Origin of the sequence: Lacicoccus alkaliphilus DSM 16010 (assembly GCF_900142805.1) — a bacterium.
In the GTDB taxonomy this organism is placed as follows: Bacteria; Bacillota; Bacilli; order Staphylococcales; family Salinicoccaceae; genus Lacicoccus; species Lacicoccus alkaliphilus.
In genome coordinates this window covers 95,888-111,196 of sequence record NZ_FRCF01000004.1, presented here as the reverse complement: position 1 = coordinate 111,196, position 15,309 = coordinate 95,888, and the positions used below count along the sequence as shown (strand labels likewise).

The window sequence follows — 15,309 nt, the reverse complement described above, 5'->3', positions numbered from 1 at the left end:
TTAATAATTCGTCAGGTTCTGTGCAAAGTTACACTGCCGAACTTGGTGCTGACTTCTATGAACAGTCCCGGTTCATCCGAATCATTCACGAGCATCAGTTCCTTCAGTCCGAAATCCTGATGCTTCATGAATCTGGCATCGACTTCAGGCGGATAGTTCAACTGTCCGACCACGGTCGAAAGTCTGCCTTCCAGCGGACGGCCCTGCGGTATGCTCAAATTGACACTGCCCATGTTGGTGTTTATCGTAGCGGAATCCGTCGTGCTCTGGAGTGTCATGTTGACGGATCCATTGGCGGAAACCGTGATGTCTTTTGCGTTGAACTGGTCCGTATTGATCGTTCCGACCATCGATATCAGCTCCACATCACCGTAAGCGCCTTTTTCGACGGAGATGTTCCCTTTTGAAGTCCTGACGAATGCATGATCCGTCACTGTATCTTCAAGTTTGACATGGCCGTTCAAAACGTCGATCGTCAAATCCTTGATGTCCTGGTCCTTTAGGGAGACATTTCCGTTCGAACCTGTAATGATCAGCCGTCTTATGGTTTCGGGATTCAAATTGAGCTCGACGTTCACTTTTGCGGCGCGGATATCCGACACGATGACCAGTTCTTCGTTCTTCACTTCACAGATGATATCCTGGAAATAGTTCCTTTTGTCATCCAGTTTCCTGTAAAAAGGTGTCACTTCGAATTTTGCTGTCTGTACACGATCCGTCGGCACGATTTTGATGTCCCCGTTCGTGATATCGAGGGATATCGACGAGTAACTCTCATCGATCGTTTCAATCAGACGGTTTTTCGCACCCCCTGAAAACACTGAATCGAAGTTGGTGTTCTTGACGGAGTCGAAGGCACGCTCCACAGATTTGAACACCTGGGAGGCCTGCTGGTTGCTGTCGAATTTCGTCCTGACATCCTGATAAGTCCTATTGGCCCTCTGATTGACATCTTTGTATGTTTTGTTGAGCTTATCAGGATTCACGTATTTGTTGACCTCGCCCATGAACTGCTGGAACAGGTCGTTGACCATCCCGCCGTCCCAGTATCCATCATCGTCCTTCTTCTTTTCTCCGGCATCATCCGCAGAAGCCGAATGGTCCTGACCCTCTTTCTTATCCATGGTCTCCATGAGGCGTATGGCTTCTTCGGAAGTGATCTTGCCTTCTTCTAACATCTTCAAAATACGTTCTTTACTGTCCATGATTAACCTCCTGATGGTTTCTGTTCAACCATTTTTTTAAGTGATGCCCCGTGTGGCTGGCCGGTTCCTTTATGACATCTTCAATTGTACCATCAACAACAATTGTTCCGCCACCGACACCACCCTCCGGGCCCAGGTCGATGATATTGTCCGCCACCTTGATCACATCAAGGTTATGTTCGATGATGATGACGGTATCCCCGTTATCCACCAGTCTCTGAAGTACTTTGATGAGCTTCGCGATGTCTTCGGAGTGCAGACCGGTCGTCGGTTCATCCAATATATAGAGCGAACGGCCGTTGGAACGCTTGTGGAGTTCCGATGCGAGTTTCACACGCTGTGCTTCACCGCCCGAAAGCGTCGTGGCCGGCTGCCCGAGCCTCACATAGCCGAGTCCTACGTCCACGAGTGTTTTGATCTTACGTTTGATCTTGGGAAGGTTCTCAAAGAAGTAGAATGCTTCTTCCACCGTCATTTCAAGTATGTCGGAAATGCTCTTATCCTTGTACTTGACTTCTAACGTTTCACGATTGTAGCGTTTACCCCCGCACACTTCACACGGGACGAACACATCCGGGAGGAAGTGCATTTCAATCTTGATGATCCCGTCCCCCCTGCAGGCTTCACAGCGTCCGCCCTTGACGTTGAAGCTGAAGCGGCCCTTCTGGTAACCGCGGACTTTCGCCTCGTTCGTCTGGGCGAAGACATCCCTTATATCATCGAAGACACCGGTGTACGTCGCAGGGTTGCTCCGGGGCGTCCGGCCGATCGGCGACTGGTTGATGTCGATGATCTTTTCAAGCTGGTCGGAGATGTCGATGCTGTCATGCTCTCCAGGAACCTGTTTGGATTTATACAGATCCTGATGCAGGGCCTTGTAGACGATTTCGTTGATGAGTGTACTCTTGCCGGACCCCGAAACGCCCGTCACGAGGTTGAGCACACCCATCGGTATGTCAACATCGATGTTCTTCAGGTTGTTCTCACGTGCCCCCCTGACTTTGATCATCCTCTTCGGCTCGATGTCACGGTAATCCCCCGGGAGGGGGATCTGGCGTTTCCCGCTCAGGTAGAGGCCGGTGATCGAGTTGTCATCATGCATGACTTCCTCGGGCGTGCCGGCAGCCATGATCTCCCCGCCGTGCTCACCGGCACCGGGCCCGATATCGATCAGATAATCACTTGCGAGCATCGTGTCTTCATCGTGCTCGACGACGATCAGGGTGTTGCCGAGGTCCCGCATATCCTTCAGCGTATTGATCAGACGTTCGTTGTCCCTCTGATGGAGCCCGATCGAAGGCTCATCCAGGATGTACAGCACACCGCTGAGCCTCGATCCGATTTGGGTGGCGAGACGGATGCGCTGTGCCTCGCCGCCGGACAATGTGCCGCTTCTGCGGTTCAGCGTCAGATAATCCAGACCCACATTGCGCAGGAACAGGAGGCGTTCATTGATCTCCTTCAATATCGGCGATGCGATGGAACGGTTCTGCTCGGAGAGGGTCAGATCACTGAAAAATGTGAGTGCATCATTCACAGGCTGGTCGACGCTCTCGCTGATATGCCGGCCGTCGACCTTGACCGCCAGTGCTTCGTCACTGAGACGGTAGCCCTTGCACGACGGACAGGCCGTCTCCCGCATGTAACGGCTCATGACTTCACGTGTATATTCGGAAGGGCTCTCACGGTACCTGCGTTCAATATTGTTGACGATGCCTTCGAAAGGCATCTTCCTCGTCCGCTCGACGCCGTTTTCCTGCCTGAACCTGTATGTGACCACTTCACCCTTGGAACCGTAGAGTAAAAGGTTGCGCTCCTTCTTATCAAGCTCTTTGAAAGGTGTATGCATGTCTATATGGAAGTGCTCGCATGTCTGCTTCAAAAGCTGCGGGTAATAGCCCGAAGATATCGGTTCCCAGGGCACAAGTGCACCTTCTTCGAGGCTCAGGCCGTCATCCGGGATCACCAGATTTTCATTGACCGCCATCTTCATGCCGAGGCCGTCACATTCTTTGCATGCCCCGTATGGCGCGTTGAAGGAAAACAGTCTCGGTTCCATCTCCGGCACTGTGAAACCGCAGATCGGACAGGCGTAGTTTTCGGAAAAGTGAAGGTCTTCCCCGTCGATGACATTGATCACGATATTCCCTTCGCCTTTTTCCAGTGCGGTCTGGAGTGAGTCCCCGAGGCGCGGCTCCACACCCTCGCGCACGACAAGACGGTCGATGACAAGTTCGATGTTGTGTTTCTGATTTTTATTGAGCTCGGGCACTGCTTCGATGTCATATATTTCACCGTCGACGAACACCCTTGCGAAACCTTCCTTGCCGAGGTCTTCCAGCAATTTCTTATGCTGCCCCTTCCTGCCGTGGATGATCGGCGCAAACACCTGGATCTTCGAGCGTTCCGGCAGTTCCATCACCCGGTCCACCATTTCCTGTACCGTCTGTGAACTGATTTCAACACCGTGCTTCGGACAGTACGGCGTGCCTGCCCGTGCGTACAAAAGCCTCAAATAATCATAGATTTCCGTGATGGTCGATACCGTTGAACGCGGATTGTTGCTCGTCGTCTTCTGGTCGATTGCGATGGCCGGGGAGAGGCCTTCAATCGAATCGACATCCGGTTTTTCCATCTGACCGAGAAACTGGCGCGCATATGCACTCAACGATTCGACATAGCGCCGCTGGCCTTCCGCATAAATCGTATCGAAAGCGAGCGACGACTTCCCGGACCCGGAAAGTCCCGTCATGACGACGAGCTGGTCTCGGGGGATATCGACATCGATCCCCTTCAGGTTGTGCTGCCTTGCACCTTTGATGCTTATATTTTTATTTTTCATTGAATTCACCCTTCTGCCTGGAGTTCAAACATTGCATCCCTCAGCTCAGAAGCCGTTTCGAAGTCCAGATCTTTGGCTGCCTGCTTCATATCGCTCTCGAGCTGTTCCAGGGTTTTTTCCCTTTCTTTCTTCGTCATCTTCTTCATCCTGCCTGAAGATTTCACCTTGTCTGCCTTGATGTCCACTTCTGCACTGATGGAGTCCCTGACGTCTTTTTGGATGGTCGTCGGTGTGAGTCCGTGCTTTTCATTAAAGGCCTCCTGTATTTCACGGCGCCGTGCAGTTTCATCCAGTGCGTACTGCATGGAATCGGTGATTTTGTCCGCATACATGATGACATGCCCCCCGCTGTTCCGCGCGGCACGTCCGCTGATCTGTATCAGTGAGCGGTTGGAGCGCAGAAACCCTTCCTTATCCGCATCGAGTATCGCGACAAGCGAAACTTCGGGTATATCCAGCCCCTCACGAAGCAGGTTGATGCCGACGAGCACATCATAGGTGCCGAGTCGGAGCTCACGGATGATTTCGATACGTTCCAGGGTCTTCACTTCCGAATGCAGATACTGTACTTTTACGCCCGCTTCCTTCAGATAAGTGGTCAAATCCTCCGACATCTTCTTGGTCAGGGTCGTGATGAGAACACGTTCATTGCGCTCGGTCCGCCTGACGATTTCCTCAAGCAGGTCATCGATCTGGTGTTCGGTCGGCCGTACATCGATGGTCGGATCGAGAAGGCCCGTCGGCCGGATGATCTGCTCGACCATCTTCTCTGTATGCTCCAGTTCATACGGCCCCGGAGTCGCCGAGACATACAGGAGCTGACTCGCCTTCTCCTCGAATTCGCTGAATTGGAGCGGACGGTTGTCCATCGCGCTCGGCAGCCTGAATCCATGGTCCACCAGCACCTGTTTACGTGCCTTGTCACCGTTGAACATGCCCCTGATCTGAGGTAGTGTCACGTGCGATTCATCAATCATTATGAGGAAATCATCGAAATAATCCAGCAGCGTATACGGCGTCGATCCCATGGGCCTCAAGGTCAGATGCACCGAATAGTTTTCAATGCCGGAACAGAATCCCATCTCACGCATCATTTCAAGGTCGTAGTTCGTCCGTTGTTCAAGCCTTTGGGCTTCAAGCAGTTTATTGTCGTCACGGAGCGCCTTCAGCCGTTCTTCCAGCTCCTTTTCGATGCGTCCGATCGCCACGCGCATCTTTTCTTCACGCGTAACGAAGTGGGAGGCCGGGAAGATGGCGAAATGCTCCCTTTCGTGGAGCACTTCCCCCGTCAGATAGTTGATTTCCCTGATGCGGTCGATTTCATCGCCGAAAAACTCGACACGGATGCACTGTTCATCACGCGAGGCAGGGAACACTTCAACGATATCGCCGCGCACCCGGAAGGCGCCCCTCTGGAAATCTATATCGTTCCTTGAATACTGGATGTCAACGAGCTTCCTCAGGAACTCATTGCGGTCCATCTCCATACCGACACGCACACTCACGACCATGTCGCGGTATTCATCCGGATTACCGAGGCCGTATATGCAGCTGACCGAAGCGATGATGATGACATCATCCCTTTCGAATAAAGCACTCGTGGCACTGTGCCGGAGCTTGTCGATTTCATCGTTGATGGATGCATCCTTTTCAATGAACGTATCCGTATGCGGCACGTACGCTTCCGGCTGGTAATAATCATAATAACTTACAAAGTACTCTACCCTGTTATTCGGAAAAAATTCTTTGAATTCACCGTAAAGCTGCCCTGCCAGGGTTTTGTTGTGGGCGATGATCAGTGTGGGTTTGCCCACTTCTTTGATGACCTGGCTCATCGTATATGTTTTGCCGGTACCCGTCGCACCGAGCAATGTCTGGTGCCGCTGGCCCGATTCGATCTGTTCAGTCAGCTCTGCGATCGCCTTGGGCTGGTCGCCTGCCGGCTCAAATTTGGAAACCAATTCAAAATTAGCCATAAATACGCCTCCGAAATATTTTCATGTATCTTATTTTAACAAAAAATGAGCATCAACGACAAACATTTGTTCGGTCATCTCTACTCATCTTCCACTTCATCTATATTGTATAATTCAACGAGCATATAGCCGATCACAATCGAGATTGCATCCAGGTATATGACCCACTCCGAGTGGTAGAACCCCCGGTATATCGACACGGCAAAGAGGATGAATGTCAGTATGACGGCCCCATACTTGTTCCGCATCAGCCTTGCAAGGACAACCACCGTGACAGCGGGGGCCACAAGGGCCATCATATACCAGAATAAATCCATGGATCATAACTCCTTATTCAGAATCGACTCCGTGATATCCAGGAGCTCCGTCTTCGGTATGAACGGTTCCTTCAGCATTTCGGTCAGGATGTTGTTGATGAAGTCCTGCACACATGCAAGGTGTGAGAACTGCTTGATGGTGATCAGGGAATTCTCATACATTTCGAAGAAGAGCTTCTCCGGATTCCTCTTCTGGATTTCCCCGAACGATTCATAGAGCAGGTCGACTTTATCCGCCACCGACAGTATCTGCCCTTCTATGGAATCATCCTTGCCCTCCTTCAGGCGCCTCTTGTATTCTTTCTGGTAGTCCCCGGGAAATTCCTCTTCTATGAATTTGACGGTCATCGTTTCCTCCACTTCACGGAAGAGGGTGTTCAATTCACTTGAGGCGTACTTCACCGGTGTTTTGATGTCTCCTGTGAAGATTTCCGGGTAGTCATGGTTCAATGCTTTCTCATACAGGCTTTTCCAGTCGATCTCAGTGCCGCTGTGCTCTTCCACCGTTCCGAGATACTGTGCAATCTTCGTCACTTTGAAAGAGTGGGCAGCCACATTGTGTTCCTGATATTTGAACTTGCCCGGACAGCGTATCAACTTCTCCAAATCATTCAAGCTCTTAAAATACTGATGCACACCCATCAGGATGCCTCCTTAACAAAATTGATATAGTTCGTCACAAGTTCCGGCGACACTTCGCCGATATATGCGCGGATGATCTCGCCGTCCCCGTCGACGAAGAAAGTCGTCGGCATCAGACGGATCTGGTAGTCATCAAGCGCCTGATCCTCATCCTCAAATTCAAAGACGGGATACTCCACCTCGAATTCGGTCAGGAATTGATCCCTGTTGGCTTTGCTGTCACTGATGTTGACACCGATGATATCGATCGGCTCCCCGAGATGATCGAGGTGATATTCATTGAGCGCAGGTGTTTCACGTCTGCACGGATCACACCACGAGGCAAAGAAATTCACGACTGTGACTTCGTTATTCCCTATAATATCATTAAATGGCACATTTGCATTAATTACCCCCGCCAGCTCATTTTCCATGATATTTTCACCGACGGCATGATGATTGTCCCTGCCCTCCGTGGACTGCAGGGTCTCAAGTGCCTGGTTGTCAAACTGGTCTTCCGAGTAATTCAGTACAGCACCGATGGCCGCCCCCACAAGCAGGGAAGCGGCGGCGATGGCGATGATGATGAGCAAACGTTTTTTATTCATTTCAAAACTTCCCCAGTATAGTTATTGCAGTTATTTTAACATAACATCACCGGCCGGACACGGCGCAACCGTTGAATATTTGTGGACATTAAAAAAGACCGGGACATGTGTCCCGATCCCGGTCTGCTGTATAGCAGATTTTAGTGGATGAAGTTGTGGTTTGCTGCTTGTCCCGCAGAAAGTGTTCTGAATGTTTTTCCGCCGAGGCCGCCGCTCCAGTTCATTTCTGAAATCGTGATGGAGCCGTCGCCGTTCACTGATTCTACAACACCAACATGGCCCATTCCGTATGCACCGTTCGAGTATGCAGGTGTTTGGATGATTGCGCCCACTGAAGGCGAGTTGTTTACAGTGAGGCCTTGTGCGCTTGCCTGGCCTGCCCAGTTACTGGCATTTCCCCAGCTGCCGCTGACAGCTTTACCAAGCTCGGCACGGCGTTCGAAAGCATACCATGTACACTCGCCGCCCGGGTAGAAGTTAGTTCCGCCTGAAAAAGATGAACTGCTGGCTGCTGCCGGAGTTTCAACTACTGCCGGTGCCTGGACATCCTGGGATGTCTGTGACTGAGTCACTGCCGGTGCCTGGACGTCCTGTGCAGGCGCTTCGCTCACTGCAGGTGCAGGTGTGGACTGCTGGGACTGTGCTGCAGGCGCCTGTGTTTGAGCCTGTCCTGTGTTTGAACCGTACTCATTGGCATACTGGCTGCCGTCGGTGTTGCCGTAATACCAGTAGTAGGAATAGCTGTCGCCGTTTGTTTCATAATTATAAGTATAATCCTGATTCTGCTGTACCTCTGCCGGTACGTATTCGTTTGCTGATATATTTGATGAAGCAATGCCTGTCAATGCTGTAACAGTTGCTATAGATACTATTGTTTTCTTCATAATAAAAATTTCCTCCTACAGAAATATCCTAAGTTATTGTAAAACAAGTGGTTCTGTACGGTAACTGATGGGCCGTACCCGTCTTGTTAAATCCATGTGTAGTACTATAGCACAGAAATTTTAATTTGTGGGCAATGTAAAGGGATTGTAAAACAAACGAAACCTGAAATGGACAAATGTAATATAAGGGGCTGTTTATTACAGCATAAAACATTGATTTAAAGGCATTCGCACCTTTCACATGACATGAATGTTACAAAGGGAAACCAATATTTTTTTAAAGGAATATTGACGTAAAATAACCCTTCCCACAAGAAAAACTTTTCATTCTGAGGTCGGACACCTCCACCGGACATGAGTCTGATGTTAACATAAATACATTAAATGTAATGTCATGTTAATGACATGTATTCAAAGCTTCCGGGTCCAAAAAAAGCACCCCCGCAGGGGTGCCTGATCACGCTATTATATGTTCTGTCTTAAATATGCCTCAATGAACGGGTTCAGATCGCCGTCCATCACTTTGTCCGTATTGCCGACTTCGTGATTCGTCCGGTGGTCCTTGATCATTGAATAAGGATGGAAGATGTACGAGCGGATCTGGGAGCCCCAGCCGATCTCTTTCTGGTCGCCTTTGATCGCATCTATCTCTGCCTGCTGGGCTTCCAGTTCCCTCTGATACAATTTCGATTTCAGCATCTTCATGGCCTGGTCCCGGTTTTTCAGCTGGGACCTTTCATTCTGGCACGTGACGACGATGCCTGTCTCATGGTGGGTGATGCGCACAGCCGAGTCGGAGGTGTTGACGTGCTGGCCGCCGGCCCCGCTGGAACGGTAGGTGTCGACGCTGATGTCTTCACTTCTCACTTCGATTTCGATGTCCTCATGATTGAACTGCGGCGTGACTTCGCATGAGACGAATGATGTGTGTCTTCTGCCGGATGAGTCGAACGGTGAAATCCTCACGAGCCGGTGGACGCCCTTCTCCGCTTTCAGCAGGCCGTAGGCATTCGGCCCCTTGACCGACAGGGTCACACTTTTGACCCCGGCCTCGTCACCTGCCTGGTAATCGATCGTCTCCACTTTGAAACCCTGCTGGTCAGCATATCTCTGATACATCCTGAGCAGCATCTCCGCCCAGTCCTGACTTTCCGTACCGCCGGCCCCGGGGTGGAGTTCAATCAGGGCGTCCAGATAATCATGCTCATCACTCAAAAGGATGTTCAGCTCATATTCATTGAACTTCTCTTCTGCTGTCTTCACATCCTCATCAAGCTGAGCTTTCATATCTTCGGCATATTCTTCTTTAAGCAGTTCGTGCGTCACTTCTATATCATCGATCAGTTCCACAAGTTCATTGAAACCGTCTGCAATCTTCTTGATGTGATTGTTCTCATCAATCAGCTTCTGCGCTTCCCCCGGATCGTTCCAAAATTCGGGCTGAAGCATCTCCTCTTCATTTTCCCTGATCTGGGTCTCCTTCTCTTCTAAGTCAAAGAGACCCCCTGAAGTCTTTTAGTTTTTCATTCTTCGCTTCTATAAAATTTTTGATTTCTGACAGTTCCATAATATTCTCCTTTATATGCCGTGGCAGTTTTTATATTTTTTCCCTGACCCGCACGGGCACGGGTCGTTGCGTCCGACCTTCACTTCCCGTTTCTTCGGCGCTTTCTTCACTTTCGGTTTGCCGTCCCCGGTCTTCATATCACTCTTCGATACGACCTGCTCCCGCTTCAGTTCCTCATCGGACCTCACCTGTGTCTTCAATACATACTTCGCGATATCATCTTCAATCGCCACAAGCATGTCTTCAAACATCTGCAGTCCTTCATTCTGATATTCGCGGAGCGGATTGATCTGGCCGTAGGAGCGCAGATGGATGCCCGTCCGCAGCTGGTCCATGGCATCGATGTGCTCGGTCCACTTCCTGTCCATCGTCCGGAGCATCATCATGCGTTCAAAAAGACGCATCTTCTCTTCGCCGAGCTTCTCTTCCTTCACTTCCAGTTCATGCCCGATTTTTTCCATCAACATCTCGAAAATCTCATCGGATTCCTTATACTTCAGTTCATCTTCAGTCACTGTCTCTTCGCGGAAATAAAGATCATTCAATGTGTTCACAAACTGCTCATAGTCGATGTTTTCCTCATCTTCCAGATTATAAAAGCTGATCGTGCGTTCCACGGATGATTCCACCATACCCATCAGCAGATCACGGACATCCTCGTTATCAATGATCTCATTACGCTCCTGGTAGATGATCTCCCTCTGGCGCCTCAGTACGTCATCATACTGCAGCAGCCTTTTACGGGCATCGAAGTTGTTCCCTTCCACACGTTTCTGGGAAGATTCAACCGCCCTTGAGATCATCTTGGATGTCAATTCTTCACCGGACATGCCGAGACGGTTCATCGCGCCCTGGATGCGTTCCGATCCGAAACGCTTCATCAAATCATCTTCCAGTGAAAGATAAAATGTACTGATGCCGACATCTCCCTGACGGCCGGCACGGCCGCGCAGCTGATCGTCGATACGGCGGGATTCATGACGCTCCGTACCAATGACCGCAAGACCGCCGGCTTCCCTTACGCCTTCGCCAAGCTTGATGTCCGTACCGCGGCCCGCCATGTTCGTCGCAATGGTGACCGCACCCTTCCTGCCTGCATTCTGTATGATTTCGGCTTCGCGTTCATGGTTCTTTGCATTCAGCACATTGTGGCGGATGCCCTTTTTGCGCAGCATTTCTGAAATCAGTTCACTCGTTTCCACCGCAACCGTACCGATCAGTATCGGCTGGCCTTTGCGGTGCCTTTCGATGACTTCGTTGAGCACCGCATTGAATTTGAACTCCTTGTTTGAGAATATCTTATCTGTGCGGTCCTCGCGGGCGATCGGCTGATTCGTCGGAACCTGTGTGACTTTCATATTATAGATGTTGATGAATTCTTCCTCTTCCGTCTTCGCAGTACCCGTCATGCCTGAAAGTTTCCTGAACTGCCTGAAAAAGTTCTGAAAAGTGATCGAGGCCATCGTCCTTGATTCATTTTGAATATCGACGCCTTCTTTGGCTTCAATCGCCTGATGCAGTCCATCCGAAAAACGCCGTCCTTTCATCGTACGGCCGGTGAACTGGTCGACGATGACGACTTTCTCTTCCTCCACCACATAATCCACATCCCTCTCCATCGAGAAGTGCGCCTTGAGCGCCTGGTTGATGTGGTGCAGGAGATTCACATGTTTTACGTCGAACAGGTTGTCCACCTTGAACCATTTCTCCGACTTCTGGATGCCCGACTCGGTAAGCTGGATGCCTTTCGTCTTGACATCATACGTGAAGTCTTCATCCATCTTCAGCATTTTGACGAAAGCATTCGCCTGCATGTACTGTGTCTCGGACTGCTCTGCCTTGCCCGAGATGATCAGCGGCGTCCGCGCTTCATCGATCAGGATCGAGTCGACTTCATCGATGATCGCATAGTTCAGTTCGCGCAGCACGCGGTCTTTCCTGTAGGTCACCATGTTATCCCTCAAATAATCGAAACCGAGTTCATTATTCGTCGTATAGGTGACATCCTGTGCAAAAGCATGGCGCTTCTCTTCACTGTTTTTCTGGTTCAGGTTCAGTCCTACGGTGAGCCCGAGGAAGTTGTACAATACCGACATTTCCTCCATCTGTGTTGCCGAGAGGTATTCGTTTACGGTGATTACATGCACGCCCCGGCCCGTCAGCGCGTTCAGATACACCGGCATGGTCGCGGTCAGCGTCTTACCTTCACCGGTCTTCATCTCTGCTATGTCACCTTTATGAAGAGCGATGCCGCCCATGATCTGGACAAGGAACGGTTCAAGTCCCAGCGTCCTCCGTGAAGCTTCCCGCGCCACTGCGAATGCTTCCGGTAACATCTCATCCAACAGCTTCTCTTCTCTTTTGTCATCATCTTCAACATCTTTCAATCGCTCTTTGAATTCATCTGTTTTAGCCTGAAGTTCTGCATCACTCAGTTCCATCATTCCGGAACGGTAAGCATCCACTTTTTCAGCCTGCTTGCGCAATGATTTGACTTCAAACCGGTTACCATCAAATAATTTATTCAGTACGCCCAAGGTCGCTCTCTCCTCATTCTTTTACACATGTCGTTATACATCACATAATTTTACCATTTTTTCCGTGAAAATAAAAACAGGACGATTCCCTCCGCATTAGAAGGGGAATCGCCCTGTCCATTCAAATATTTGATGTCCACTTTTAAAGTTCAGGCAATCTAGTTCGTTTCAATCACTGCATACTTTCCGTCCCTGCGTCTGTATACAATGCTTGTGCCTTCAGTTTCACGGTCGTTGAATACGAAGAAGTCGTGACCGAGCATGTTCATCTGCAATACCGCTTCCTCGGAGTCCATAGGCTTCAGTGTGAACTCTTTCGTACGAACGATTTCAATGCCGTCATCACTTTGCTCCGGGCTGTCACCGTTGTCGTTCTCGACCGCTCTGAACAGCTCAAGTTCCGTTTCCGGATCCTTCTCCCTGAACTTGCGGTTGATTTTGGTTTTATGCTTGCGGATCTGCCTTTCCAGCTTATCAACAATCAGATCCACCGCCGCATAGAGATCATCATGTCTTTCCTCCGCACGTAATGTGAGGCCCTTCATGGGAATCGTTATTTCAACTTTCCCCTGGCTGTTGTTATAAGTCTTGATGTTTACATGCGCATGAGTATTCGGTACATCATTGAAGTAACGCTCAAGTTTACCGACCTTTTCCTCAATATGCGATCTGATCGCATCCGTCACCTCAATATTTTCTCCTCTTATCTCACATCTTATCATGATGCACGCCTCCTTGAATTGCTTTTTCTATTCATCATCATTGTATCATATTCCATCACGCTTTTGAAAACGTTAACACATCGACGACCTCTGTTTCATGGTGTAATAAAACCTCCGCTGCATGATGGACTGTGATGCCGGTCGTGTATATATCGTCCACTACAAGAATCCTTGTGCCCTGCAGTCTAACATCTTCATATGCCCGGTTGAAAGTGAAGGGGTTCGAACTGTTCATGCGCTCAAGTTTCGAGAGCTCCGATTGATGTTTGATCTTCTCCGTCTCAAGCATATCGGAATGGACGACGCCCGCACGGTCCAGCACTTCGGTGACCTGATTGAAACCGCGTCTTTGAAAACGCTGCTCCGAGACCGGTATCGGGACGACATGGTCGTACTCCGTCTGTCTGAACGTGATGAAATATGACAGCACCTCTGCGAGTGCCACGTCCCTGACGAATTTATATCGGTGCATGAGCATCTTCACTTCTTCATTATAATCGAGCATGCACATGATCTTCCCGACAGGCCGGAAACGGCTGCTGATGAACAGGCAGTCCCTGCACTCCGCTTCCCTGTCGTCCATCAGGCGATGGCACCTTCCGCAGCGCTTCCCCCGCCGCCATTCCCTGATTTTGATTTCACATTCACCACACAGGCTGCGCGGGACGGCGAACAGCGTCAGCAGGTTCATCTCCACGTCCGCCCTGCCATGGCAGTACAGGCACCTCATAATACAGCACGTCCTTTGTTGAAAGCCTTTATCTTCCTGATCGCGGCCTGTATATGGCGGGTGTTGTAAAGTGTTAGAAGATGGATGCTGCCCGACGGATCCTGCGGCTTCCTCCCGACCCGCCCGCATATCTGTATCAGTGTATCGGAAGGGAAATATTCCGTGTGGACGACGATCACGTCCAAGTCTTTGAACGTCACGCCGCGCTCCAGGATGGTCGTGGTGAGGAGGATCCGGATACCACCTTCCCTCATGCGCTCGACTTTCCCGTACCGCCCCGCATCCCCGCTGTGGACCGTCTCCACACCATCGAAACTCTCCGTCATCAACCCATGGACCTGATGCATCATTTTGATGTCCGGGAAAAAGACCAGCACTTTCCTGTCATTCATTATGATCGCTTCAAGCAGACGCTTCAGTTTCGCATCAAGCCGCCCTTTCTTTATCCCTTTCCGGATATCGGCATAGTGGACGGCCGGTATCGTGAGGTCATGGCCGTGGTACCTTCTCGCAATCCGGAATACATTACCATCGGTCATTTTGAGCATCCGCCTCGTCGGCGTCGCCGTCATGATGATGAGAATGCCGGCCTCCGTCATGGCTTTGGCAATCGCCCCCTGGAGATTCCAGTCACCCGCCAGTGGAAAAGCATCAAATTCGTCGACGATGATGCAGTCGAAATGCCCGATGAAGTTGTAGAGCTGATGGACGGTGCAGACGGTGAAATGGTGGTCGAACTTCACTTTGACACCCGCAAACATCAGATCGATCCGGCTCTTCTTGAATGCCCCGCCCAGCCTCAGATGCAATTCCTTCACCACGTCGATCCTCGGGCTCACCACAGCCACATTGAGGCCGTTTTCCCTTGCGTACCTGATCCCTTCGAAGATGATCTCCGTCTTCCCTGCACCCGTCACTGCATGCAACAGGAGGTTTTCCCCCTCCCTGATCGCTTTCACGACCCTGCCGGAAGCCTCTTTTTGAATTTCCGTCAGCTCGAAATGCAGACTGTACCCACACTTCTCTTTTCTGGCAGTGGATTCCAGTGCCATCAGCGGTGTGGCGGAATCCGAGCGTCCAAGGCCGATGCAGTTCAGGCAATACTTCACCTTCTTTTGATGCAGGCGTGAATAAAATTCATAAAACAATGTCTTATCTTTATTCAGGCAACGGTGACAGCAGTTTCTGACACTGTCGACGCCCGATGCCTTATAAAATATGTCCCCTGTGCTGTCGAAGTACATGATATCCTCCATAAAAAAAGGCGCAGCGAAATAAGCTGCGCCTTTAATATTTGATT

General features: G+C 50.3%; 12 protein-coding genes. All 12 read right to left on the bottom strand.

Annotated elements, in window-relative coordinates; all coding sequences use genetic code 11:
* Window positions 1-11: 11 nt before the first annotated feature.
* Window positions 12-1,205 (bottom strand): DUF4097 family beta strand repeat-containing protein, encoded by a 1,194-nt coding sequence (locus BUA12_RS06795; protein ID WP_072709717.1) that lies wholly within the window; start codon window positions 1,203-1,205, stop codon window positions 12-14.
* Window positions 1,195-4,047 carry an excinuclease ABC subunit UvrA gene (gene uvrA / locus BUA12_RS06790; protein ID WP_072709715.1) on the bottom strand — a complete coding sequence of 951 codons (2,853 nt, stop codon included), beginning with the start codon at window positions 4,045-4,047 and terminating at the stop codon, window positions 1,195-1,197. The genes BUA12_RS06795 and uvrA overlap by 11 nt, the downstream gene beginning before the upstream one ends.
* Window positions 4,048-4,052: 5 nt before the next feature.
* Window positions 4,053-6,023, bottom strand: coding sequence for an excinuclease ABC subunit UvrB (gene uvrB / locus BUA12_RS06785; protein ID WP_072709713.1), 1,971 nt, complete (start codon window positions 6,021-6,023; stop codon window positions 4,053-4,055).
* An 80-nt stretch (window positions 6,024-6,103) separates the two neighbouring features.
* Window positions 6,104-6,340: a DUF2198 family protein gene (locus BUA12_RS06780; RefSeq protein ID WP_072709712.1), complete on the bottom strand. Its 237-nt coding sequence runs from the start codon at window positions 6,338-6,340 to the stop codon at window positions 6,104-6,106.
* 3 nt (window positions 6,341-6,343) lie between these two features.
* Complete coding sequence (locus tag BUA12_RS06775; RefSeq protein WP_072709711.1) at window positions 6,344-6,982, bottom strand: YfbR-like 5'-deoxynucleotidase; 639 nt, start codon at window positions 6,980-6,982, stop codon at window positions 6,344-6,346.
* Window positions 6,982-7,569: a TlpA family protein disulfide reductase gene (locus tag BUA12_RS06770; RefSeq protein WP_072709710.1), complete on the bottom strand. Its 588-nt coding sequence runs from the start codon at window positions 7,567-7,569 to the stop codon at window positions 6,982-6,984. The genes BUA12_RS06775 and BUA12_RS06770 overlap by 1 nt, the downstream gene beginning before the upstream one ends.
* Window positions 7,570-7,709: 140 nt before the next feature.
* Window positions 7,710-8,453 (bottom strand): CHAP domain-containing protein, encoded by a 744-nt coding sequence (locus BUA12_RS06765; RefSeq protein ID WP_072709709.1) that lies wholly within the window; start codon window positions 8,451-8,453, stop codon window positions 7,710-7,712.
* A 465-nt stretch (window positions 8,454-8,918) separates the two neighbouring features.
* A protein-coding gene (gene prfB / locus BUA12_RS06760; protein ID WP_143146103.1) for a peptide chain release factor 2 occupies window positions 8,919-10,020 on the bottom strand; the annotation gives its coding sequence in 2 pieces (ribosomal slippage) (window positions 8,919-9,947 and window positions 9,949-10,020; 1,101 coding nt in all).
* Window positions 10,021-10,031: 11 nt separating this feature from the next.
* Window positions 10,032-12,557 (bottom strand): preprotein translocase subunit SecA, encoded by a 2,526-nt coding sequence (gene secA / locus BUA12_RS06755; RefSeq protein WP_072709708.1) that lies wholly within the window; start codon window positions 12,555-12,557, stop codon window positions 10,032-10,034.
* A 158-nt stretch (window positions 12,558-12,715) separates the two neighbouring features.
* A complete protein-coding gene (gene hpf / locus BUA12_RS06750) occupies window positions 12,716-13,279 on the bottom strand; it encodes a ribosome hibernation-promoting factor, HPF/YfiA family (RefSeq protein WP_072709707.1) in 564 nt (187 codons plus the stop codon).
* Window positions 13,280-13,334: 55 nt separating this feature from the next.
* Window positions 13,335-14,009 (bottom strand): ComF family protein, encoded by a 675-nt coding sequence (locus tag BUA12_RS06745; protein WP_178138241.1) that lies wholly within the window; start codon window positions 14,007-14,009, stop codon window positions 13,335-13,337.
* On the bottom strand, window positions 14,006-15,253 hold the full coding sequence (locus tag BUA12_RS06740) for a DEAD/DEAH box helicase family protein (RefSeq protein WP_072709706.1): 1,248 nt from the start codon (window positions 15,251-15,253) through the stop codon (window positions 14,006-14,008). Before BUA12_RS06740 ends, BUA12_RS06745 begins: the two co-directional genes overlap by 4 nt.
* Window positions 15,254-15,309: the final 56 nt, after the last annotated feature.

Coding starts and splice junctions, on each gene's coding strand:
- hpf (WP_072709707.1), bottom strand. CDS start 13,279: ATGATAAGATGTGAGATAAGAGGAGAAAATATTGAGGTGACGGATGCG.
- BUA12_RS06770 (WP_072709710.1), bottom strand. CDS start 7,569: ATGAATAAAAAACGTTTGCTCATCATCATCGCCATCGCCGCCGCTTCC.
- BUA12_RS06775 (WP_072709711.1), bottom strand. CDS start 6,982: ATGGGTGTGCATCAGTATTTTAAGAGCTTGAATGATTTGGAGAAGTTG.
- uvrA (WP_072709715.1), bottom strand. CDS start 4,047: ATGAAAAATAAAAATATAAGCATCAAAGGTGCAAGGCAGCACAACCTG.
- BUA12_RS06795 (WP_072709717.1), bottom strand. CDS start 1,205: ATGGACAGTAAAGAACGTATTTTGAAGATGTTAGAAGAAGGCAAGATC.
- BUA12_RS06740 (WP_072709706.1), bottom strand. CDS start 15,253: ATGTACTTCGACAGCACAGGGGACATATTTTATAAGGCATCGGGCGTC.
- BUA12_RS06745 (WP_178138241.1), bottom strand. CDS start 14,009: ATGAGGTGCCTGTACTGCCATGGCAGGGCGGACGTGGAGATGAACCTG.
- uvrB (WP_072709713.1), bottom strand. CDS start 6,023: ATGGCTAATTTTGAATTGGTTTCCAAATTTGAGCCGGCAGGCGACCAG.
- BUA12_RS06780 (WP_072709712.1), bottom strand. CDS start 6,340: ATGGATTTATTCTGGTATATGATGGCCCTTGTGGCCCCCGCTGTCACG.
- BUA12_RS06765 (WP_072709709.1), bottom strand. CDS start 8,453: ATGAAGAAAACAATAGTATCTATAGCAACTGTTACAGCATTGACAGGC.